Annotated in this window: 20 protein-coding genes and 2 pseudogenes; 4 read left to right on the top strand and 18 right to left on the bottom strand. The window is 69.4% G+C overall.

Annotated features, from left to right (window positions below; genetic code table 11):
* Window positions 1-272 precede the first annotated feature (272 nt).
* A complete protein-coding gene (locus tag AC5YDV_RS11050) occupies window positions 273-1,040 on the bottom strand; it encodes a M23 family metallopeptidase (protein ID WP_496184659.1) in 768 nt (255 codons plus the stop codon).
* Between the two features lie 387 nt (window positions 1,041-1,427).
* On the opposite strand from AC5YDV_RS11050, the gene AC5YDV_RS11045 reads away from it, so the two are divergent.
* Together AC5YDV_RS11045 and AC5YDV_RS11040 are read left to right on the top strand one after the other, a co-directional pair.
* Window positions 1,428-2,141, top strand: a complete 714-nt coding sequence (locus AC5YDV_RS11045) for a response regulator transcription factor (protein WP_312722743.1) — start codon at window positions 1,428-1,430, stop codon at window positions 2,139-2,141.
* Window positions 2,138-3,265, top strand: coding sequence for a sensor histidine kinase (locus tag AC5YDV_RS11040; RefSeq protein WP_324523417.1), 1,128 nt, complete (start codon window positions 2,138-2,140; stop codon window positions 3,263-3,265). Before AC5YDV_RS11045 ends, AC5YDV_RS11040 begins: the two co-directional genes overlap by 4 nt.
* A gap of 225 nt (window positions 3,266-3,490) precedes the next feature.
* Here AC5YDV_RS11040 and AC5YDV_RS11035 read toward each other — a convergent pair whose 3' ends face one another.
* Together AC5YDV_RS11035 and AC5YDV_RS11030 are read right to left on the bottom strand one after the other, a co-directional pair.
* Window positions 3,491-3,673 (bottom strand): hypothetical protein, encoded by a 183-nt coding sequence (locus AC5YDV_RS11035; RefSeq protein WP_164987540.1) that lies wholly within the window; start codon window positions 3,671-3,673, stop codon window positions 3,491-3,493.
* A gap of 332 nt (window positions 3,674-4,005) precedes the next feature.
* Window positions 4,006-4,386: a DUF305 domain-containing protein gene (locus tag AC5YDV_RS11030; protein WP_206080018.1), complete on the bottom strand. Its 381-nt coding sequence runs from the start codon at window positions 4,384-4,386 to the stop codon at window positions 4,006-4,008.
* A 945-nt stretch (window positions 4,387-5,331) separates the two neighbouring features.
* Between AC5YDV_RS11030 and AC5YDV_RS11025 the strand changes: the two are divergent.
* A pseudogene (locus AC5YDV_RS11025) lies at window positions 5,332-5,514 on the top strand (IS110 family transposase); the annotation flags it as partial.
* 80 nt (window positions 5,515-5,594) lie between these two features.
* Here the strand turns inward: AC5YDV_RS11025 and AC5YDV_RS11020 are convergent.
* Both AC5YDV_RS11020 and AC5YDV_RS11015 read right to left on the bottom strand, forming a co-directional pair.
* Window positions 5,595-6,107, bottom strand: a pseudogene (locus AC5YDV_RS11020) (recombinase family protein); the annotation flags it as partial.
* A 708-nt stretch (window positions 6,108-6,815) separates the two neighbouring features.
* A complete protein-coding gene (locus AC5YDV_RS11015; protein ID WP_496184660.1) occupies window positions 6,816-7,205 on the bottom strand; it encodes a heavy metal-responsive transcriptional regulator in 390 nt (129 codons plus the stop codon).
* Between the two features lie 78 nt (window positions 7,206-7,283).
* Between AC5YDV_RS11015 and merA the strand changes: the two genes are divergently transcribed.
* Window positions 7,284-8,732 carry a mercury(II) reductase gene (gene merA, locus AC5YDV_RS11010; protein ID WP_496184661.1) on the top strand — a complete coding sequence of 483 codons (1,449 nt, stop codon included), beginning with the start codon at window positions 7,284-7,286 and terminating at the stop codon, window positions 8,730-8,732.
* A gap of 66 nt (window positions 8,733-8,798) precedes the next feature.
* Here the strand turns inward: merA and AC5YDV_RS11005 are convergent, their stop codons facing one another.
* The 13 genes from AC5YDV_RS11005 to AC5YDV_RS10945 all read right to left on the bottom strand — a co-directional run bounded on the left by AC5YDV_RS11005 (window position 8,799) and on the right by AC5YDV_RS10945 (window position 20,448).
* Window positions 8,799-9,395 carry a cadmium resistance transporter gene (locus tag AC5YDV_RS11005; RefSeq protein WP_030153505.1) on the bottom strand — a complete coding sequence of 199 codons (597 nt, stop codon included), beginning with the start codon at window positions 9,393-9,395 and terminating at the stop codon, window positions 8,799-8,801.
* Window positions 9,392-9,751, bottom strand: a complete 360-nt coding sequence (cmtR, locus tag AC5YDV_RS11000; protein WP_028708027.1) for a Cd(II)/Pb(II)-sensing metalloregulatory transcriptional regulator CmtR — start codon at window positions 9,749-9,751, stop codon at window positions 9,392-9,394. Before cmtR ends, AC5YDV_RS11005 begins: the two co-directional genes overlap by 4 nt.
* Window positions 9,752-9,873: 122 nt before the next feature.
* Window positions 9,874-10,269, bottom strand: a complete 396-nt coding sequence (locus tag AC5YDV_RS10995; protein WP_496184662.1) for a hypothetical protein — start codon at window positions 10,267-10,269, stop codon at window positions 9,874-9,876.
* A gap of 6 nt (window positions 10,270-10,275) precedes the next feature.
* Window positions 10,276-10,935 carry a hypothetical protein gene (locus AC5YDV_RS10990; RefSeq protein WP_496184663.1) on the bottom strand — a complete coding sequence of 220 codons (660 nt, stop codon included), beginning with the start codon at window positions 10,933-10,935 and terminating at the stop codon, window positions 10,276-10,278.
* Window positions 10,928-12,412 carry a type IV secretory system conjugative DNA transfer family protein gene (locus AC5YDV_RS10985; RefSeq protein WP_496184664.1) on the bottom strand — a complete coding sequence of 495 codons (1,485 nt, stop codon included), beginning with the start codon at window positions 12,410-12,412 and terminating at the stop codon, window positions 10,928-10,930. Before AC5YDV_RS10985 ends, AC5YDV_RS10990 begins: the two co-directional genes overlap by 8 nt.
* Window positions 12,409-12,867, bottom strand: coding sequence for a hypothetical protein (locus tag AC5YDV_RS10980; RefSeq protein WP_496184665.1), 459 nt, complete (start codon window positions 12,865-12,867; stop codon window positions 12,409-12,411). Before AC5YDV_RS10980 ends, AC5YDV_RS10985 begins: the two co-directional genes overlap by 4 nt.
* 36 nt (window positions 12,868-12,903) lie before the next feature.
* Window positions 12,904-14,037: a lytic transglycosylase domain-containing protein gene (locus AC5YDV_RS10975; RefSeq protein WP_496184666.1), complete on the bottom strand. Its 1,134-nt coding sequence runs from the start codon at window positions 14,035-14,037 to the stop codon at window positions 12,904-12,906.
* Entirely contained in the window at window positions 14,034-15,575 is a 1,542-nt protein-coding gene (locus AC5YDV_RS10970; protein WP_496184667.1) for a putative type IV secretion/conjugal transfer ATPase, read from the bottom strand. The genes AC5YDV_RS10975 and AC5YDV_RS10970 overlap by 4 nt, the downstream gene beginning before the upstream one ends.
* On the bottom strand, window positions 15,572-17,071 hold the full coding sequence (locus tag AC5YDV_RS10965; protein ID WP_496184668.1) for an SCO6880 family protein: 1,500 nt from the start codon (window positions 17,069-17,071) through the stop codon (window positions 15,572-15,574). Before AC5YDV_RS10965 ends, AC5YDV_RS10970 begins: the two co-directional genes overlap by 4 nt.
* Window positions 17,071-18,582: a hypothetical protein gene (locus AC5YDV_RS10960; protein ID WP_496192491.1), complete on the bottom strand. Its 1,512-nt coding sequence runs from the start codon at window positions 18,580-18,582 to the stop codon at window positions 17,071-17,073. Before AC5YDV_RS10960 ends, AC5YDV_RS10965 begins: the two co-directional genes overlap by 1 nt.
* An 8-nt stretch (window positions 18,583-18,590) precedes the next feature.
* A complete protein-coding gene (locus tag AC5YDV_RS10955) occupies window positions 18,591-19,403 on the bottom strand; it encodes a hypothetical protein (protein ID WP_496184670.1) in 813 nt (270 codons plus the stop codon).
* A complete protein-coding gene (locus AC5YDV_RS10950) occupies window positions 19,400-19,696 on the bottom strand; it encodes a hypothetical protein (protein WP_496184671.1) in 297 nt (98 codons plus the stop codon). The genes AC5YDV_RS10955 and AC5YDV_RS10950 overlap by 4 nt, the downstream gene beginning before the upstream one ends.
* Window positions 19,693-20,448 (bottom strand): hypothetical protein, encoded by a 756-nt coding sequence (locus tag AC5YDV_RS10945; RefSeq protein ID WP_496184672.1) that lies wholly within the window; start codon window positions 20,446-20,448, stop codon window positions 19,693-19,695. Before AC5YDV_RS10945 ends, AC5YDV_RS10950 begins: the two co-directional genes overlap by 4 nt.
* Between the last annotated feature and the right edge of the window lies 1 nt (window position 20,449).

The following is a 20,449-nucleotide window of genomic DNA, read 5'->3' as shown; positions in this document are numbered from 1 at the left end:
CGGCGGCTCGGCCGAAGCCCGAGGCTGCGAGCGCCCGGCGGTGGCGTCGTTCTCGGGTGCATCGCGGAATCGCGGCTCAGGCGTGTTTCCGCCCGCCAGGAACAGCGCGCGGATGCCCAACAGGACCACTGCCCAGAAGCCGGCCATGCCGACGAGCATGAGGACCCACATCTCCCAGCCCATAGCAATCCCCTCTCCTGACGTCCTGCCACTGTGGCCGCCTGCTGTGGAGTCGCCGTGTGGCGCGGGTTCAGGTTCGGTCAAGATCGCGACTACTTCGTGAGGTAGGCGAGCGGGTCGCTGCCCGCGCCGTCCTTGTAGAGGCTGAGATGGAGGTGGCAGGCCGTCGACAGACCCGTCGAGCCCACCGTGCCCAACCGTTGCCCGGTCTCGACCCGCTGGCCGACCTTCACCGCCACGTCGCCCATGTGCAGGTAGGCCGTCTCCAGTTCGGCGCCGCCGACCGGGCCGTGGTCGATCCGGACATTGTGGCCAGCCCCACCATTCGACCCTGATCGCTCCGCCCGTGTGACGACGCCGGCGCGGACCGCCACGATCGGCTGCCCGCAGGCCCCGCCGATGTCGGCGCCGTTGTGCAGCTTGCGCGTCTTCAGGATCGGGTGGACGCGGTACCCGAACCCGCTGGACACCCCACCCGCGGTGGGCCACACGAAGGCCTTCGAAGCAGCCTCGGCCGCCTTCGCCCGCTCAGCCTCCCGCTCAGCCTCCCGCGCAGCCAGCTGCCGTTGCTGCGCAGCGACATCGGAGAGCCGCTGCGTCTCCCGGTCGATCGCCTCCGCCGTGGCTTCCAGTTCAGCCTGCCGCTCCGCCACCGCCTTGCGTGCAGCGCGGGCGTCGCCCACCGCTGGGCCTTCCGGCAGCATTGCATCCCCCTGCCTGGTCACGCGAGTCTCGCCGCGGCTGGTCTGCACGCCGCGCAGTTCCGCCACGGGCAGCGGGGCGCCCACGGCGTCCGGACGCGGCACCGCGGCCACCGAGGTGGCCGCACCCAGACCGACCACCCCCACGCTAGCGACCACGGCCGCCGCCAACCCCAGGCTGGACAGCGCAACCACCGTCGGACGGCGCTGCGCAGCAGGCGCCGCACGCCGAGGGCCAGCTCCCGGCAAAGGACCTCGCGGGCGCTCACCTGCGGATCGGCTGGGTGTCATGGCTACGGCACGGACAGCACGGTACGACGTCACGCGAATTGACTCCTTGTTGTGGAAGACCCCGTGCGGCCCCACGACGAGGCCCCGGCTAGAGACCGAAGGCAGCACGCCGGCCTCGGGTCGAACACGGGCTTGACTCAGCGCCCGGCGCTGCCACATCGTCCGACCGGGATCGTCTCAAGATCGCATCAAGACCCGCCCGGGAGCCCGACCCAGCTCACCAGTGCTCAGCGGGTCGCGGCCATACTGGCTGACATGAACAGCGAAGGTGCACAGCCGACCAAGGTGTTGGTCGTCGATGACGAACGCGCACTCGCCGCCGTCATCGCGTCCTACCTCACCCGCGCGGGCCACCAGGTCAGCCAGGCCCACACCGGCCCCGAGGCCCTCGACCAGGCCAGGGCCGAGGACCCCGACGTCATCGTGCTCGACCTCGGGCTGCCCGGCCTCGACGGCATCGAGGTGTGCCGCCAGATCCGCACCTTTTCCGACTGCTACATCCTGATCCTGACTGCTCGCGGCGACGAGGTCGACCGGCTCATCGGATTGTCCGTGGGGGCCGACGACTACCTCACCAAGCCGTTCAGCAACCGCGAACTCGTCGCCCGCGTCCAGACCGTGCTGCGGCGCCCCCGCCGCCCACCCGCCGCCGCCCCCGCGGTGGAGGATCAGCGTGTGTTCGGCGACCTGCGCATCGACGCCGCCGGCCACGAAGTGTGGATCGGCGACCACCCCGTCGCCCTCACCCGCACCGAGTTCGACATCCTCGACGTCCTGTCCGCCCAACCCCGCTTGGCGCTCAGCCGCCGCCAACTGATCGACGCCGTGTGGGACACCGCGTGGGTCGGCGACGAACACGTCGTGGACGTCCACGTCGCCAACCTCCGCAAGAAACTCGACGACGACCCGACCGAACCGCGCTACATCACCACCATCCGCGGCGTCGGCTACCGGATGGGACGAGGGTGACCCGCCTGCTTGAGGCGATCGCAGCGTGGCGGCTCGGCACCAGGCTGTTCGTCGCCCAAGCCATCGTCCTGTTCGCCATCGTGGCCAGCGCCGGCCTGACCGCCGCGATCATCGGGCCACCGCTGTTCCACGCCCACCTCCTGGACACGGGCCACCCGCCCGACTCTCCCGAGATCGTCCACATCGAACGCGCCTTCGCCGACGCCAGCATGATCTCCCTCACCGTCGGGCTGCTGGTCGCGCTCGCCGCCTCCCTCGGGATCTCGTGGTACCTGACCCGCCGCATCGGCCATCCCGTCGAGCTCCTGACCCAGGCGGCCGGCCGGCTCAGCCGTGGCGACTACGACGCCCGGGTCACCGTCACGGGCGGCGGCCCCGAGTTGAGCACCCTGGGCGACACGTTCAACACCATGGCCGACCGCCTCGGCGACGTCGAGAACACCCGCCGGCGCCTCCTGTCCGACCTGGCCCACGAAATGCGTACCCCCATCGCCACCCTCAACGCCCACCTCGAAGGGATCGCCGACGGTGTCCTCACCTGGGACGACAACACCCAAGCTGTCGTCGAGCAACAAGCCCAACGCCTCACTCGGCTCGCCCGCGACCTCGACGAGGTGTCCCGAGCCGAAGAAGGACGCATCGAACTCCAGACCAGCGTGCAACCGCTCACCGATCTGGTCGAGCCGGCGATCCGTCAGGCCAGGCACGCCTACGACACCAAAGGCGTCACCCTCACCGTCCGAGTCGACGACGTGCCGGTCCGAGCCGACCCCCAGCGCGTCGCCCAGATCCTCGGCAACCTGCTCACCAACGCCCTCCGACACACCCCCCAGGGGAGACGAGTCGACGTGACGTCAACCTCGACCCCGGACGCCGTGACCATCAGCGTCGCCGACACAGGCCAAGGCATGACCGCCGAACAACTCGCGCACATCTTCGAGCGCTTCTACCGCGGCGACGCCGCCAGGGAGGCCGACAAGGGCGGATCCGGCATCGGGCTCACCATCGCCAAAGCACTCGCCGAAGCCCACGGGGGCAGCCTCACCGCCACCAGCGACGGGGAGGGCACCGGCGCCACCCTGCGACTCACCCTCCCCAGGGAAACGCACCAATCGGGGCGGTGAGGGCAAGACCGTGACACCCGCTCCTCCGCTGTGGACGCTGACCGGACAGCCGCTCATTGCGCCGGCGTCACGCCCTCGTCCGGGTGGCCTGCGAGCTGACGCCAAGCCGTCCGCGTCGTCCAGGAGACAGTAGGCAGAACGTCCGCTTCCATATGACACCCGGCACGACTCCGGGCCGAGGTCCACAGGTCGGTCATCAGGTATTTCCGTCAGCAGTCAGCCTGATCAAGCGGCGCATGCGGCTCGCATGAGGACAACGGCGACGGCGACGGCGCCGTTGACGGCGGACGCGACCACCGAATGCCAGCCCGACGCCCACGTTCTCCAACTGGAGCGGGTTGAGGAAAGCACCACCGAGGTCCACAGGATGAACGCCACAGCGACCAATATCATGATGCCTTCGATCACGGCGGAGGTGCTCGGCCCCGTCGCCGAGAGGCCGGTCCAACGCACAAATCGCCGACGCGCGCTCCGGTCAGTGGCAAGACCCACGCCAACTATCTGTCGGCGTTCCTCAGCTCCCTCCATGCCGCCACCGATCGCACCTCACAGAGCTGGTCAACTGGCGGCCTCCAAGCCCTCCACTCGCGCCCCCACCAGCAGATCGGCCTCGCTGACCACGCGTTCGGGTTGCGGCCCGTGCACGGAATCGCCCTCCACGATCACCACGCGGGCTGGTGCACGGGACGTCGCCGAGCATCGCGCGTCGCCTCGGCCGCCTGCACCGGGAGCTCGTTCCCCTACTCCAACTCCTTGATGTAGGCCTTCATCTCCTCGATTTCCTTGCGCTGCGCCTCAATGATCGAGTCCGCCAACTCACGGACCCGCGGATCCTCGAGGTGGGCGCGCTCGCTGGTGAGGATCGCGATCGAGTGGTGCGGGATCATCGCCCGCATCCACGCGACGTCGCCGACGGTGGCCTGGGTGCGGACCAGGGCAAGGCCCGCACCGAACACCACGACAGCTCCCACCACGATCACCGCGTTCACCATCCGGTTGCGGTACATCCCCAGCATGAAGGTCAACATGACGACAGTCATGGTCGCCGCGGACATCATCGTCATGAAGAACCGCGTCCAACTCCAGAAGACGTGGTCGATCGAGTAAGTGTTCAGGTACATGACGATGTACATCACCACTGAAGAGGTCAAGATCATCAGACCGAAACGCACGTAAGTGCCCAGGCCGGGGTCACTGGCCTTCCCCGAACGATCGTGTGAAGTGTGGCCTGTCCCCTGATGCGACGCCCGCTCTGAGGATCGATCGTCTTCGCTACTCATGGCATCTCCTTCGGATCACTATCTCTCTCGTCACCAGCATGGCTGACGCACGCGGGCGGGCCGCTCACCTTGCCGGATTTCGGGCTTGTATGACTTGGAGTGCCTCCTGGTGACGGGTGGTGGTCGCTACGGTGGCTGTGGGAGGAGGCTCCGGGTCTCGCCGCTATCCGGCTGAGCGTGATGGCTCGTGAAAGAGATCGGTGGGCTCTGGGGTCGACTCTCCCGGTCGAGGCTGGCCCGGTTCAGGGAATTGGTGGCCGAGGCGTGGACCTGCCACGCGGGTGACTCGTCTTGGGTGGCACCGGATCACGCACAAGCGTGGGTTCGCCGACTGTGGCGTTGGTTGCGGTCGCTGGGTGGCGATGAGCGGGAGTGTCTGCGCGTCACTGTCTGAGGACGGGGACGAGGGTTCTCCCGCCCAGGAAGACGATGCCCGTCGTGCGGAGTCACTGGCCGGTGGTTGGGCCCGGCGGGGTCGTGTCGTTCACAGCGAACAGTGAGACTGTTTGTGCTGGTGTTCTCGAGGGTCCTGACCCACACAGCGACGGACGCGCAAGGATGCTGGTGCCGGGTGTTCTCAGGGGTTCCTGACCCTCACTCCGATCGACATCTGCTGTCTTTCCTCGGATCTGTCGGTCCCTTGAGAACACCCGGCGAGGCGTCACGCCTCGCCGCCGGAGTGACCTAAGGAAAGCCTGCGCCAACAGGCGCTCATCACTGTCTTGTCCGCCGCTCTGGTGGCGCGCGATGCCGTGTCCGGCCCATGTGAACAGATCGGAGCACGACATGAACGTCAAACCCGACCCCACCGGGACGCATCAATCACGCCCGCCAGTATTCGCCGGCGTGGACACCCACAAGGACGTCCACGTCGCCGCGGTCGTGGACGCTACCGGCACCATGTTGGGCACCGGCAGCTTCGCCACGACCCGGGCCGGATACCGCGCCTTGTTGGCCTGGGTGCGTAGCCAAACTGGGACACTTTGGCGGTTGAGCGCGCGGTAGATGGTGGCGCGGCTGACGCCCAGGACCGCACCGATCTTCGCCACCGTCATCTCATTCTGCTCATACATCCGACGGGCCGCCTTGACCTGGTCCGGCGACAGTGCGGGCGGTCGCCCGCCTTTGCGGCCACGGGCCCGGGCGGCGGCCAGTCCTGCGTTGGTGCGCTCACGGATCAGGTCACGTTCGAACTCGGCCAGCGCGGCGAAGACGTGGAACACCAGCCGCCCGCCCGAGGAGGTCGTGTCGATCGTCTCCTGCAAGGAGCGGAACCCCACGCCCTGCTCGGACAAGATCTGCAGCTGGTCGATAAGATGCCGGATCGAGCGACCCAACCGGTCCAGCCGCCACACCACCAGCGTGTCCCCCGGGCGCAACTGGTCCATCAGCTTCGTCAGCTCGGGACGGTGATCCAGGGAGCCAGAGATCGTGTCGACGAAGACCCGGTAACACCCCGCGGCAGTCAGCGCATCGACCTGCAGCGCAGCGTCCTGATCAGTCGTCGACACACGCGCATAACCCAGCAGATGCCCCACGGTACTGACCGTAGCGATACTCATCCAGCACTGGAAGTATCGAGCCATAGAATCCGGCACTGAGTTCCGCTACAAACGCCGTGGGTTGAGAGCCGCGAAGCGTCAAGCATCCTGGACAGGGCAACGCACCCTCGTCATCGCTGTAGCGGAATCGTTCGTTTACGGGACGACAGGCCGTCCCATATGACGCACCGTCACCGGACAACCCTTCTCGGGCGGTCTTGCGAACATTCGGGCGTGGGTTTCCGCCGATGACCTGCACCGCCTCCGCAACGGGTTCTTCTACGGGACGGACAACTGGACCGACCGCAACCGCTGCGAGGGCGGACCACTGAGCGTTAGGGGGTCCCGTCCGGCTCCGATGCCCTCTCCAGGCTTCGGACCGCTGCCAGGCGGTGGAGCTCAGACCGTCGGATGAGGAGTGCGGCAACGGGCGCCCGCGATCGCGCTGGCGGCGTGATGATTGGTCGTCATTCGCGCCCTTTGGTTCCTTCGCGCACCATCCGACGATGTTCGCCGCGGCCGGCGGCGTGCCCGCGTTGCGGGCGGAGTCGTTCAGTCGCGAGCGATGCGAAGGGCGACCCAGAGCGCGCACCTTCGGCAGATGTAGGCCGGTTCGCTCCCGAGTGCGTGGAGCGACCTTCGTGGCCGCTGGCGGCCGCAGCACGAGCATCGTTGCTGGGTGTCATCGGCCATGTCGCGATGGTGCCACGGGCCGGTGACCTTCGCGGGTCACAGGTAGCGGCAGACGTCCTCGGGGGAGCATGTGGCCGGGTCGCCGGTGGTGGCGTGCTCGCGCAGGATGGCGATCGTGGTGCGTAGCTGCGCGAGCTCGGCGAGCTGCCGGTCGATGACCGCGAGGCGGGTGTCGAGCAGGTCGGTGACGTGCTGGCAGGGGGCCTGGCCCCGGTCTCGGATGGCCAGCACCTGGCCGATGTGGGCCAGGGTCAGCCCGGCGGCTTGGCCCCGGCGGATGAAGTGCAGCCGGTCGAGCACCTCGGGGCCGTAGTCCCGGTACCCCGCCGGGCTGCGGTCGGGGTCGGGGAGGAGTCCGACGTCCTCGTAGTACCGCAGGGTCTTAGCTGTCGTGCCCGACGCCTGAGCCACCTCACCGATCCGCATGCCACTCATTCTGCCTTGACCTTCCAGTGCACTGGAAGGTCGATCCTGGTCCTGAGGCGCGGCAACAAGGGAGGACTTATGACGGCAACGGACAAGGGCAGGTCGTATGACCTGGCAGTGATCGGGTCCGGTGGGGCGGCGTTCGCGGCCGCGATCCGCGCCACCACCCTGGGCAAGCGGGTGGTGATGATCGAGCGCGGCACCATCGGCGGTACCTGCGTGAACACCGGGTGTGTGCCCTCCAAAGCCCTGCTCGCGGCCGCCGAGGCCCGCCACGTCACACTCGACGCCGCCCGGTTCCCCGGTCTGCCACTCCCCGACGCCCCACCGGTCGACATGCCCGCCATGGTCGCCGGCAAGGACAAGCTCGTCGGATCGCTGCGCAGCGAGAAGTACGCGGCCCTGGCCGCCGAGTACGGGTGGGCCCTCCACCCCGGCGAGGCCACCTTCGTCGGCACACCGACTGAGCCGGCACTCCGCGTGACCGGCCCGGACGGCACGGCGGAAACCGTCCGGGCCGCGCACCACCTCATCGCTACCGGCTCCACGCCCTGGGCGCCGCCGGTCCCCGGCCTGCAGGAGGCCGGTTATCTGACCTCGACGACCGCGATGGAGCTGGACCACGTCCCGGAGTCGCTGCTGGTCATCGGCGGCGGCTACGTCGCCATGGAGCAGGCCCAGCTCTTCTCCCGCCTCGGTGCCCAGGTCACCATGCTCGTCCGCTCACGGCTGGCCTCCCACGAGGAACCCGAGGCCGCCACCGCCCTGGAAGAAATCCTCGCCGACGAAGGCATCGAGATCATCCGCGGCGCGGTGCCCACCGCGGTGCGCCGCGACCCGGCCACCGGCGAGGTCACGGTCACCGCCACCACCGCCGACGGCTCACACGAGCTCCGCGCGGCCGAGCTCCTCGTTGCCACCGGCCGCCGCCCGGTCACCGGCACGCTCGGCCTCGACACCATCGGCGTGCGCGCCGGCAAGCGCGGCGAGGTCATCATCGACAGCCACCTGCGCACCACGAACCCGCGGATCTGGGCCGCGGGTGACGTCACCGCCCACCCGCAGTTCGTGTACGTCGCCGCGGCCCACGGCGCCCTGGTCGCCGACAACGCCCTCACCGGAGCCGGCCGGGAGGTCGACTCCCGCCACCTGCCCCGGGTCGTGTTCACCAGCCCCGCCCTGGCCTCCGTCGGAATGACCGACCAGCAGGCCCGCACTGCCGGGATCCGCTGCGACAGCCGCGTCCTGCCCCTGGCGCACGTCCCGCGCGCCATCGTCAACCGTGACACCCGCGGGCTCATCAAGATCGTCACCGACGCCGACACCGGCCGCATCATCGGCATCACCGCCCTCGCCCAGGACGCCGGTGACCTCGCCGCCGCCGGCGTCTACATCCTCGAGGCCGGCATGACCACCGACCAGGTCGCCAACCTCTGGAGCCCCTACCTGACCATGGCCGAAGGCCTCAAACTCACCGCCCAAACCTTCACCACCGACATCACCAAACTCTCCTGCTGCGCAGCATGAACCCGCACAGGGATCCCTATACCGGAGCGTCGAGCCTGGCGACCTCTCTCGTTCGCTTTGGCTCCGTCAGAGACCGAACGCTCCTCCGCTGACGAGGATGACGATGCCGAGGCCGATCAGGACGATGGGGAACAGGATGTGTTCCCAGCGCTCGAGGACTTCAGCGATCGGCGGCCGGGTGGCAACGAACTTGGCGACTACGACCAGGACCGCGACGAGCGCGAGGAAGACGAGGCAGTAGGCGACCACTGCGATGGGTTCCACGCTGAGGAAGACGGGGACATAGACGCCGATGTTGTCTCCGCCGTTGGCGAAGGTGACTCCTGCGACGGTCCACGCGCTGACCTTCGTGCCCGTGACCTTGGCGTCATCGTCGTCATCGTCTCCGCGCCAGGCTTGCCATGCAGCCCAGAGACCGAGGGCCAGGGGGATGAGCCCGAAGTACGGGATAGCTGCTGAGGGCAGGAATGCTCCGGCTCCGATAGTCACCAGCACAGCGGCACCGAGGATGCAGGCGAACCCCACGTACTGGCCGACCAAGATGCGGGTGGTCGTCCCGCGTTGGCCCGCGCCGCGGGCGAAGAACAAGGAGAGCACGATGATGTCGTCGATGTTGGTCGCGATGAACAGGCCGATTGCCTGCAGGACCGCAGCCAGGATCACGCGCCCGCCTCTGCTGCGTCGCATCCGTGCACCGAGCAGGCAGGATCGATGCACGGGGCGTTCTCGTCAACCGCGAGGGTGACGTCAACCAGGGCGGTCAGCGCCTGCGTCAGGTGGGGATCGGCGATCTCGTAGCGCGTCTTGCGGCCCTCGGGTTCGGCAGCAACGATGCCGCAGTCGCGCAGGCACGCCAGATGATTGGACACGTTGGAGCGTGTGAGGTCCAGATCGCGGGCCAGCTCTGCCGGGTAGGCCGGCCGGTCGAGCAGCGTCAGGATGATCCGGGACCTGGTCGGGTCGGCCAGCGCGCGGCCCAACCGGTTCATCACGTCCAGGCGAGAAGCAATGGTCAGCATGCGCTGAACTATACAGCGAGGACTGAAGTGGTTTTACGCAGCCCGGAGTCGCTAAGCGTGCGAACGAGGCTGTGTCAGTTGGGGATCGACCCACGGGACGATTCGCCCGATCATCAGGGAACTCACGAAGCGGCGACAGAACCCCGCCACATAACGGCCAAGGCCACAGCCAGCCGCACCGAGCGGCGATTCAGGCCCGTTCGCTCGGCGATCACCGTTTCCGCAACCCCAGCATCCGCAGTAGCGATGACCGCCCCCGTCAGCCGACCCATGGCCTCCCGCTCAGCCACGCGCGCCCGCGACCACTCCTGCGCGAGACCCTCCAGCGTGTCATCGCCCAGCAGCACCCTGATCGCGCCACTCATGGCCTCCCCCATCATCTCCTCGTCGGGATGCTGTCCGTGGTCCCGGCCCGGGTAGCGGGCGGCGATCATGTCGATACTCCGCTCGAAGTCCTCGCGCTGGTCCCTGGTCAGCTCGGTGTCGCCGAGCCAGGCGTCAAGCTCGTAGGGCTGCATGGGGGGTCATCGGAGGATCTCCCCGGTGTCGGGGTCGACTTGGCTGCCGTCGACCAAGCGGAGGTTGGGGCGCGCTGTCGGTTCGGCCAGGAGGGCGGCCCGGTGGTGCTGGGCGAGTTGCTGGGTGAGGGTGGTGACGTCGCTGCCGTAGGCGCGCAGGCGGGTGTCGAACTCGTTCATGAGGCGGGCGTGGCGGCCGCGGGCGGGCCAGCTGGGGTGGCTGTCGTCGCACTGGTTCTTCAGGCGGGCTTTCATCCGGTCGATGAAGGCGGGGACGGCGTAGCGGTGCCAGTCCTCGAGCAGGTCGCTGGTGGTCGCGATGCCGGCACGTCGGCGTTGGTCGGCGAGCACGGCAATCTCGTGGACGAGGTGGGGGTGCTGGGGCCAGCAGGAGGGGATCATGCCGGCGTTGGGGTCCCACACGTACTCGCGGTTGAACCAGACCACGAACTCTTCCAGCCAGTCCCACACTTCCTGGCGTAGGAGCGGGTCCTGGCAGGTGGCCGGGTCCCACGGGCGCGGGAGCAGGGCCGGGTCGCCGAGCATCTCCTTCTGCTGGGCGGTGCCCTCTGCGGCGAGGTAGAGGTCGCGGTAGGCGACGGCCAACAGTGGGGTGTTGGGGGTGGGGAACGTCCACACCAGCGACTTGTCCGGTGTCCTATCCATCGTGGTCGGCCGCGTCGGTGAGTGCGTGCCGGCGGGCGTTGGCCAGGGCGGCGAGTTGGCGGGCCTCGATGGAGACCTCGTCAGCACGCGCACGCTCGACGATGGTGCGGGTGGCGTCGAGTTCGGCCAACAGTTGGCGTCCGGTCTTGCCCTCGATGCAGCGCGACAGCTTGGCGATGATCGGGGGTGCGTTCTCGGGGACGACGAGGGCCTGCTTGGTGGGGATCTGCCGGACTTCCTCGGGTTTGAGGATGGCCATGTCCTCCCCGCTGACGCTGCGTCCACCCTTGCCGCCGGTCTGCCAGGTGGTGCGGGCGACGCGGACGCTGCCGACGAGTTCGGAGATCTCCCGGTTGAACCCGCCGTCCTTGCTGCCGCCGAACATGACCAGCACGTTGGTCAGGCCGAGCAGGGCGCGGGCTTCCTGCTCGCCGTACAGGGCCGCAAGCTGCCGCCACGTCTGTGCAGCCCAGATGAACGAGATGCCCAACGCGCGTTCGTTGGCCATCCGGATGCGGAGGGTCGGCAGGGGTGCGGTCGAGGGCAGCTCATCGAGGCAGGCCAGCATCGGCGGGCACAGCTTGTTGTGCTCGCTGGCCGTGGCGAGGGCGAGGGCGGTGTCGAGGACGTGTTCGGCCAGGGCGGTCATCAGCGGGCTGGCGCTGGCGTAGGGGTCCTCACGGCCCAGCAGGTAGATGGTGCCCCCGCGCCGGATGATGTCGGCGATGTCGGTGGCCGGATGCCCTGGACGCGGCATGCACCGTCGCCGGATGTCTGGCTGGAAGAACAAGGTCAACGCTTGCTGGACGGTGGTGATCGTGTTCCCGGCGGTGCGGTCGTCGCCGGTGAGCGCGCCGGTGAGCAGGCCGTGCCAGAACGGGGCGGCGTCGGGGTGCTCGCGCAGGATCTCGGCGGGTTCCTGGGTGGCCAGCGGGTTCGCGACCCAGCGCAGGACGACGTCGAGGGTCTGCCCGGTGAGCGCGGCGGCGTGGAAGTAGCCCTGCAGCACCTTGGCGGCCTCGGCGGCGTAGAACCGGGCTGCGGCGTCGCCGCTGCCGGAGGCGCCGGCCTTGACGGTGCCGGCGGTGAACGCCTTCGCCCGGCGTTCCGCCACCAGCGGGTCGACGCACCCGTCGATCGGGTTCCACACCAGTTCGGGCAGGCCCGGGACGGCGCCGAACGGGTCCAGGACGTGGCAGGGCCGGCCGTCGCGGGTGCGGGCCTGCCACGACAGCAGCAGGTCGGCCGGTTTGGTGAGGGTCACCAACGCTGCACCGGGGGCGGTGAGCAGGGCGGGCACGAGGATGTCGAGGGTCTTGCCCGAGCCCTGGGGGCCGATCACCCCGCAGGTGCGGTCCCACGGGCACCACAGGTCCCCGGCACGCGGGTGGTGGGCGCGGCCGATCCGCCACCCCACCTGGTGGGGGTCGAACCGGACGCGGCGTGGCTTGGCTTCATGGTGGGTGATCATGCTCATCGGAGTGCTCGCTTCTTGGGGTACAGGTCGGGGCGGATGACGTGGCGGACCTTGCGCAGGCGGCTCACGCCGAGGACTTGTTCGACTTGGGTGGGGGTGGCCATGCCGAGGATGCGGCCCGGCCCCCACCGCGCCCACCCCCACACGGTGAGGAGGGTGAGCCCGGCCAGCAGGACGAGCTCGGCGACGATGATGCACACCAACACCGGGGCGGTCGCCCCAGCAGGTAGGGCGCCGTCGGCCAGCCCGGCGTGCGGGTCACCGGCCACCACGCCGGGGATGCTGGAGACCAGGTTGGTCGGGGTGGGCCAGTGCCAGCCGTACCCGGCCAGCCAGGTCGCGAGCCCGCGACCGGCGTGCAGGCCGTAGAACAGCACCAGGACCGCGCCGAGGAGGACGCCGAGGGGGATCTCCCAGGTGAGCGGGTAGGGGTTGTGGCGACGTTGCTGCTGCATGAACGGACTCCCTATCTAGGGCTGGACGGGGTGGGGTTACTCGAGGACGCTGATGTGGACGTGGTCGAAGTGGTTGTCGGTGTCCGAGCCGCGGTCGGCCATCGGTCGCCAGTACGGCCGCTGCGGGCTCCAGGACTGTTGGCGCCAGATGAGGTACTTGATCTTGAGGACTTCGTGGTTGGCGATGAGCCAGTCGCAGATCGCATCACCCAGGGCGATCTGGGCGGGGTCGCGGTAGTTGGAGATCATCACGTCCAGGCCTTTGCCGTGGGGGTGGTCGCTGGTGGAGATCTTCGAGCTGGACCGCCACCCGCCGATCGTGGTGATCGTGGGGAACATGGCGGCGACCGCGCGCTTGACGATGATGGTGGCCACCGTGAGCCGGTATTCGGACCCGACGTCGCGGTCGGACTGGGGGATCTCGCCGTCGATGATGCCGACGTTCGGGACACACCCCTGCCCGGGGGTTCCGGGGACCGCTCCCCCGCCGTAGGCGTGGGCGTAGAACAGGACGTCGTTGACGTACCAGTGCGCCCGGTTGTAGGCGAACAGGGCGCCCCGGACGCCGTCGGGACCGTTGTGGACGCCGCTGGCGGTCAGGTAGTTCGCTGCGGAGAAGATGCTGTCGGCGTCATTGAGGATGTGGGCGTCCCCGTCGCCGTCGCCGTCGACGCCGTAGGCGGCGAAGGTGGCGGGCATGAACTGCATGAGCCCCTTCGCTCCGGCGTAGCTGGTCGCCTTCAGCCGTCCGTGGTTGGTCTCGGCCATCCCGATCCCCGCCAAGAGTGTCCAGGGCAGGTTGTAGGCCTGCGCGGCGGCTTGGTAGAGGGCGAGGATGTCGGCGGGGATCTCGGTGGGCGGGTTGTTCAGGCTCGCCCGGCGCAGGTTGTCGTCGGCCGGCGGCAACTCGAACCCGTCGGTCGCCCCGGTGGTGCGGGCACTCAGCCCACTCACCGACGGAACCTCCGTCCCCTCCACCGCCGGCGTCTGGTCGTCGCTGGGGGTGGTGTCGTCTTCGGGGGTGGTGATGACGGGGGTGGCGACGCAGTACTCCTGGCTGGCCTCCTCAGCGGTGGGCACGAACAGGACCACGCTGAGCACCGCGACCGCGAACGGGCCGCAGGTGGCCAGCAAGCCGAGGGTGAGGATGCCGACGATGAGGGTCTTCATGAGCTGACTCCGGCGAGGGCTTCGTTGGTGTCGAACAGGGCGCGTTCGGCGGGGTGGAGGACGGTCTGGACGCGGAACTGGCGATCGCCGACCTTCCACAGGGCGCGGCCCTTGTTCTGGCAGGCCCACTCGGTGATGGCGTGGTGGGCGACCGGCCCCAGGCTTGTGGGGACGGCGTCGGGGTCGTCGATGCCGTGGTAGATCGTCGTGGAGGCCAGCTTGGCCAGGTCGCGGGCGATCATCGAGGACTGTGAGCCGGCATCGGCGATGGCCTCGAAGTTGGCCGGGTGGTGCATGTTGCACCACTGCACCGACCCCTCCGACCGGGACAGGCGCAGGTCGGCGTCGAAGCTCTTGACCGCGTCCGGGCCGAGGCGGAGTTGGAGCCACACCTCGTCGCGGATGGTGATGTTGAGCTGGTTGGGGTCGGTGACTTCGCGGACGCCGCGGCCCCACGAGCTGGTGCACGCCAGCGCGATCGCGACCGCCTCATCGCCCAGCGGCTTGAGCCGGGACAGGGACAGGGACTGGATGGGGGCGGTCCAGTCGACGTCGATGGTGGTGTGGGCGTCGAAGATGCCCGCGAGGACGCCGCGGACGAGCCGGTTGAGGGCATCGCGCAGCAGGCGGGTGTCGTCCAGGAACTGGCGCCGGTTGGCGTAGCGGCAGTCGTTGACGAGCTCGTCGCTGGGGTCCTCGATCAGCTTGCTCAACTCGGGCAGGGTCGTCTCGGTCAGGCGGGTTTGCCCGTCGGCGTAGCCGGTGAGGGTGCGTAGGGCTTGGTCGACCACGCGCGCCTCGGTGGGCCCGTAGGGCACGTGGACGTCGCCGACCTTCTGCGACCCGACCAGACCGCGCACCAGTGTGCCCCAGCGGCCGAACACGACGGTCGCCCGCGTTCGTGCTTCGGCTGGGGTGAGGTTCTCCCACCCGTGGATGAGTGGCCCGAAGTCCAAGGGGTTGATTCGCGCGTGCAGGCCCTGGCCGACGGCGATCGGTTCGACACCGAACCAGTGGCACAGGCTCTCGTACTCGTCCTTGATGTCGCCCAGGATGAGGGTCTTGTAGCCGAAGTCGGACATGCGCAGCACGAACGCCTTGGTGGTGCCGGACTTGCCGCGGCCGGGGTCACCGAAGCAGAACACGTTGGTGTTGGTGACCGGAATGGAGTCATCGAGGGTCCAGCCGACCGGGTCGGCGTAGAACGCTCCCCCGGAGAAGTCGTCCACACCGATCTGCGCGCCGGTCGGGGGCAGGCCGGGGCCGGCCACGAACGGCCACAACGCGGGCGCCTGGTCTGAGGTCATCCGCCAACCGGCCACCGGCGGCAGGGACGGCGCCCAGCCTTGGTTGCGGCGCAGGGGGCCGCGCCGGTTCGCCGGGCGGAACAGCGGCGTCCGGTCGTGCGTGGGCGCAGCCTCCTCGGGTTGGCGGGGCAGCTGGTGGCCGAAGTCCGACAACAGGGCGTCGACGGACCGGCCGGAATGGCCGTTATTCCGCGGAATAGTCCGGCTGTGGGTGGGGGTGGGCTTGTTCATGTGGTGCTCCTGCTCAGGCTGATGCCCAACGGCAGCGAGGAGGCTGCGAAGGCGACGTCGTGGGCCAGGTCGAGGACTTGGGGGGCGAAACCGGCCCGGCGGACTGAGGCCTCGAGCTGGTGGGCGAAGTCGCCGATCGAGTAGGTCTTCGGCACGGTGACCGTGCACACCGCATAGGGGACGGTCAGGCTGTTGCCGGCGGCGAGCTTGGCGTCCAGGCGGCGGCGGTGGCGGATGTTGGTGGCTTCCTTGGCGCGGGTCTTCATCTTGGCGCCCTCGCGCAGGGCCTCACCGATGTCGGCGGCCCACTCGCCCTTGCCGGTCTCCCGTTCGGCGGCCTGCAGGGTCTTGATCGGGTAGGCGACGACCATGGTGCGCCGCTCCAACGCCTCGCTCGGGGTGAGCATCGGGGCCATCGCCCCCATCAGGACGCCGCGGGCGGGTAACGCGATCCCGACCGAAGCGGAGTTCCAGGCGTCGTGGGAGTACCAGCGGGCCAGCGTGTCCGCCCCCGACGGTCCGGCTTGGGACCACGGCACACTCGCGTTCACCCTCGGGTCGTGCTCCCGCTCGGCCCCGGCGGTGATGATGCCGGCCCGGTCGGCCGGAGCGAACCCGGTCCGCACGGCGATCGCGAGCTCGGGGGAGGTCAGCCACACCACCTCGGTGAACCCGAGAGCGCCGCGCAGCTGGGCCTCGACCTCGCCCATCACCAGCTCCAGGACGCGGGCGCGGCCCTCGACCCGGCCGCCGACCTCACGGGCCCGGCGGGCGATCCGGCCCTCGGGCACCACCAGCGTGACGAACGCCTCGGTCCGCACGCTCGCGCGGGTGAGGGCGGCGGCGAGCTGGTCGTTGACCTCGGCCGCACCGGTGCCCTGCCGGACCCGGTGGCGGGAGACCCACTGGGCGCGTTCGGCACCGTCATCGGGCACGGTGCGGACCACGAACAACACCTCAGAGACCAGTTCGCCACGCGAGCAGATGTCGAGCAGGTCCGACAGCCCTCGGCCCATGCCGACGCGTTCGTGCTCGGTGGCGGTCATGATCCCTTGGTGGGTCACCTTCGCCGTCACCGCCCATGTGCGCGCCACGTGGTCCTGGATGATCGCCACGCGCTGCATCAACGGGGGCCGCGGGGTGCCCTCGTGGATCTCCAGCGCGTTCATCACGCCGGGCAGGTCGGGGGCGGCCACGTCCTCGACCACCCCCCGGGCCAGCTTCGAGCGCCACACCGACCAGCCGGTCACCCGGCCGGTCAGGAACCGGAGCCCCGCTGCGGTCCAGCCGACCGCCGAGCGGCCGTGGATGGGCATCACCGTCAACAGCGCCAGCACGATCCAGCCCACCACCAGGACGGCGGTCAGCAGCCACCGGCTGCCGCTCAACGCGAGCAGGGCCGGCATCGCGCCGACCACAAGGGTGGCCAACTGAGCCGCGGTCAGGCCGAAGAACATGCCAACCTTGTCGCGGGAGTAGTCGTTGTAGAGGGTCATCACGGATTCCCTGTCTGGTTGGAGTTACCGGAGGAGTTGCCCGGATCAGACGGGCCGTAGCTGAGCGTCGGGATCGGCGGCGTCGGCACATTCCCAGCCGCCGGCGGGTTCGGGTTGGCAGCCTGCTGCTGGGCGTTGTGCTGGTTGGCGACCTGGGCCTGCTGCTGGGAACGCGGCGAGCCGTGGAAGTCGGGGTAGTAGCCGTTGTGACCGACCCCGGCCTGACCCAGCAGGTCCGCACCGATCGCAGCCCCCTGGGCGCCCACGCTGGCGAACTTCTCCATCCCCTGGGCGAACCCACTGCGCGCAGCGGCCACCCCCGCAGCCAACGGGCTCTGCTGCCCGCCACCATGCTGGTTCCACACACTCTGCTGCTGACCCTGCTGCTGGTTGCCTTGCTGGTTGAACGGGTTGAGGCGACCCAGCACACCACCGCCACCCGACTGCGAGGACGCCGACGCCTGGTTGCCACCGGTCAGGGAACCCAGCGCGTTGCTGAGCCGGCCCTGGTTGCTGCTCTGCGCCTGCGACTCACCCTGCGACCCGCCGGTCGCGTTCGTGGTCGAGGCCGCCGAGCTGGTGCCACCCGCGGGCTGCTTGCCGCCGATCAGGCCGGACAGGCCACCCACGGCCGCCCACCCCGCCCGCGCCGAAGAACCCGAGGCGGTGCCCGGGTCGATGAAGGCCAGCAGCCGGAACAACGCCAACGGCGAGACCGCCGAGGTAGCGATCAGCATGGTCGAGGCGAACGCCGTCGCGATCGAGGCAGCCACCCCATCCGACAGGCCAGCCGCCACACCGTTGGACATCTGGATACCGATGCCCAACACCAGCACCACCACCGTCGGGGTGAACGCCGCCGCGTGGAACCAGTGCGCCAGCTTCCACAACCACCCGTGCCCCACATCCGACACCAGCCCGGCCGCGGCGATCGGGCTGGTGACCGCAAGAACCATCAACGCTGCCCCCCGGGCGACCATGATCAGGAAGAACGCGATCGCAGCGATCACCAAGAAGCCCGCGCAGAACCCCAACACGGTGGCCAGCACGGCGTCAGTGACGTCCTCCAACGCGAACGGTGTCCACGGCTGGAACTCCCGCCAGGTCGTGACCCCGAGCAGGGGGTGCATCAACGAGCGGGTGATCGCCGACGCCGCAGCCAACACCAACACCATGTAGGCGATCCCCGCCGTCAGGAAGAACCACATGGCCGCCACGCCGACCAGGAGCCGGCCCACACTGCGACCGTCCCGGCGCACCAGCGCGACCCCGACCTGCAGGATCGTCAACACCCCCGCCAGCGCGATCGCCAACGCGATCGTGATCATGTAGATGTCCCGGCCCGGACCCTCCAGGCGAAGGTCGGGCACCAACATGGCATCCAGGAAGCCGAGCACGACCGCCAGCAGCCACAAGGAGGCCGACCACAGGCCCATCATCAAAGTGATCCACCCGTCGGTGATCACATTGCCCACCGCCGAGCCGAGCAGGCCCAGGATGTCCCACGGCATGATCGGGATCATCGCTGCACCCCCTCGATCACCCACGGCCGCCAGCCCGCCTCCGCGGCCTTCTGCGACCCCGGCCACGTCGAGGGCGCCCACGCCGGCGGCTGGCCCGCATCGATCACCCACCGGCCCTCGACCCACGCCATCCGCTCGCAGTGCCCGAACCCGACCCGGGCCTCGGCCTGCAGGCTGGCGTGCACGTCCAACAGGACACACGCCACCACCCAGTCCGGCCCATCAGTGCCCTTGACCTGGGCGGCGACCGGGGTGGCCTTCACCACCGCCGTCCGCTCGGTCGTGCCGCTCGCACGGACGAAGCTCTGCACGCTGCGGGTCATCACCCACTCCTCCAAGGAGGGGCCACCCTCACGGACCCACGCACCGTGGACCGCGCGGGCCGTGTCGATGCTCATGCTGTCCAGCACCGTCGCCTCGATCTGCGCCAACTGGCCCACCGCGCCCTCCGGGGTGTGCGGGAACCCGGTCGGCACCCCGGCCGGGCCATGCAGTCGCGCGGGTTCGGGGATGACGATGCCCTCAGGCTGGACGACCGCCGGCGCTCCCCTGGTCGCGTCATCACGCGAGACCGCCAACATCGGCTCAGCAGCGATCCGGTCCCGGACCGTATCCGACGACCCCGGGCCGGCCTCGACCAAGTTGGTACCCGCCTGCGGAACACCCCCGGTCGCGGCCTGCCAGATCGCCACAGCCAGGCCACTCGTCAGCACGAGGATCGTCAGGATGCCGATCAGCAGGGTCGCCAGCAGACGCTCCCGCGACCACGGGGCCACCGGTACCTGCGGGTTTCGGTTGCGCCTCCTCATCCGATGCAACCCGTCCCGCGCAGGCCGACCACGACGGCGTAGACCACCGGCAAGGCCACCGCCACGATCGCGGTGACCACCAGCGTCATCACCCCACCCTTGGTCACGTGGGGCATCCCGAAGATGCGTCCGGCCAGGATCGCGCCAATGCCGATCACGATGGCGACCAAGAACAGGGCCGCCACGCCACCCAGCACGTAGCCGCTGATCTCGTTCACCGCCGTGGTGGCGGCCTCGGGCAGCGTGGGGCAGATCTCGAGCAGGGGCACGAAAGTGAGGTTGAGCTCGTTCATCGGAGGGATCCTTCCTGGAGGCATGCGTGGACGGCCGCGGTGATGGCGGCCGGGAGGTCGGGGGCGCCCAGCCCAGCGGTGGCAAAGGCCCCAAGGGTGGGCAGGGTGGTGACGGTGGTGGTGGGGTCGCCGGTAGCTGTGGGGAGTTGGACGCCCCGGGGCCAGCGCTGGCGAGACGGTCCTTGGACGATGACCCGAACCTGCCGGTCGGAGCCTTGGATGAGGTGGAGGGTCGAAGCGAGCAGCCGCATGCCCGGGACGCTGCACCGGGTGACCACCACCACCGGGACGGTGGGTTCGTTGAGCAGGTCGGCCAGCCAGCCTGGGCTGGCGGCGATGGCGGGTGCGGGAAAGCCGGCATCGACCACCGTCAAGCCGGCCTCGACCGCAGGCGGCTGAGGGCAGGCGTCCGGGGCCGCAGCGGTGTGCAGCGGGGAGCGTTGCACCAACAAGCCGCGCCGGTGACCCTCCCACCAACCGTTGGCGTCGCGGCCCAGCTCGCGGTCGCACACCCCCACCAAGCCGGAAGTGCTCGTGGGGGCACAGTCGACCAGCCGCGCTGCGCCCTGGTCCTCTGCCAGGGCGAGCGCGACCGTGGACGTTCCCATTTGGCCGGCGACGCCGACCACCAACAAGCGCTGCTCACTGCTGCCCTTCGGCCACGGTTCGGCTGGTGGGAGCGTGCGGAAGTCACCACGCGCCACGGCGATCCAAGCCTGCTGAAGTTCGCCCACGCTCACTGGGGTCGCCATT

This window comes from Propioniciclava sp. LT432, assembly GCF_059515965.1.
The sequence above is the reverse complement of the archived record's forward strand: the minus strand, read 5'-3'. Positions and strand labels throughout refer to the sequence as shown.

Excerpts from the sequence above, each read along its gene's own strand:
- AC5YDV_RS11045 (WP_312722743.1), top strand. The coding sequence starts at position 1,428 with ATGAACAGCGAAGGTGCACAGCCGACCAAGGTGTTGGTCGTCGATGAC.
- AC5YDV_RS11030 (WP_206080018.1), bottom strand. The coding sequence starts at position 4,386 with ATGTACCTGAACACTTACTCGATCGACCACGTCTTCTGGAGTTGGACG.
- AC5YDV_RS11015 (WP_496184660.1), bottom strand. The coding sequence starts at position 7,205 with ATGCGGATCGGTGAGGTGGCTCAGGCGTCGGGCACGACAGCTAAGACC.
- merA (WP_496184661.1), top strand. The coding sequence starts at position 7,284 with ATGACGGCAACGGACAAGGGCAGGTCGTATGACCTGGCAGTGATCGGG.
- cmtR (WP_028708027.1), bottom strand. The coding sequence starts at position 9,751 with ATGCTGACCATTGCTTCTCGCCTGGACGTGATGAACCGGTTGGGCCGC.
- AC5YDV_RS10995 (WP_496184662.1), bottom strand. The coding sequence starts at position 10,269 with ATGCAGCCCTACGAGCTTGACGCCTGGCTCGGCGACACCGAGCTGACC.
- AC5YDV_RS10990 (WP_496184663.1), bottom strand. The coding sequence starts at position 10,935 with ATGGATAGGACACCGGACAAGTCGCTGGTGTGGACGTTCCCCACCCCC.
- AC5YDV_RS10985 (WP_496184664.1), bottom strand. The coding sequence starts at position 12,412 with ATGAGCATGATCACCCACCATGAAGCCAAGCCACGCCGCGTCCGGTTC.
- AC5YDV_RS10980 (WP_496184665.1), bottom strand. The coding sequence starts at position 12,867 with ATGCAGCAGCAACGTCGCCACAACCCCTACCCGCTCACCTGGGAGATC.
- AC5YDV_RS10975 (WP_496184666.1), bottom strand. The coding sequence starts at position 14,037 with ATGAAGACCCTCATCGTCGGCATCCTCACCCTCGGCTTGCTGGCCACC.
- AC5YDV_RS10970 (WP_496184667.1), bottom strand. The coding sequence starts at position 15,575 with ATGAACAAGCCCACCCCCACCCACAGCCGGACTATTCCGCGGAATAAC.
- AC5YDV_RS10965 (WP_496184668.1), bottom strand. The coding sequence starts at position 17,071 with ATGACCCTCTACAACGACTACTCCCGCGACAAGGTTGGCATGTTCTTC.
- AC5YDV_RS10960 (WP_496192491.1), bottom strand. The coding sequence starts at position 18,582 with ATGCCGTGGGACATCCTGGGCCTGCTCGGCTCGGCGGTGGGCAATGTG.
- AC5YDV_RS10955 (WP_496184670.1), bottom strand. The coding sequence starts at position 19,403 with ATGAGGAGGCGCAACCGAAACCCGCAGGTACCGGTGGCCCCGTGGTCG.
- AC5YDV_RS10950 (WP_496184671.1), bottom strand. The coding sequence starts at position 19,696 with ATGAACGAGCTCAACCTCACTTTCGTGCCCCTGCTCGAGATCTGCCCC.
- AC5YDV_RS10945 (WP_496184672.1), bottom strand. The coding sequence starts at position 20,448 with ATGGCGACCCCAGTGAGCGTGGGCGAACTTCAGCAGGCTTGGATCGCC.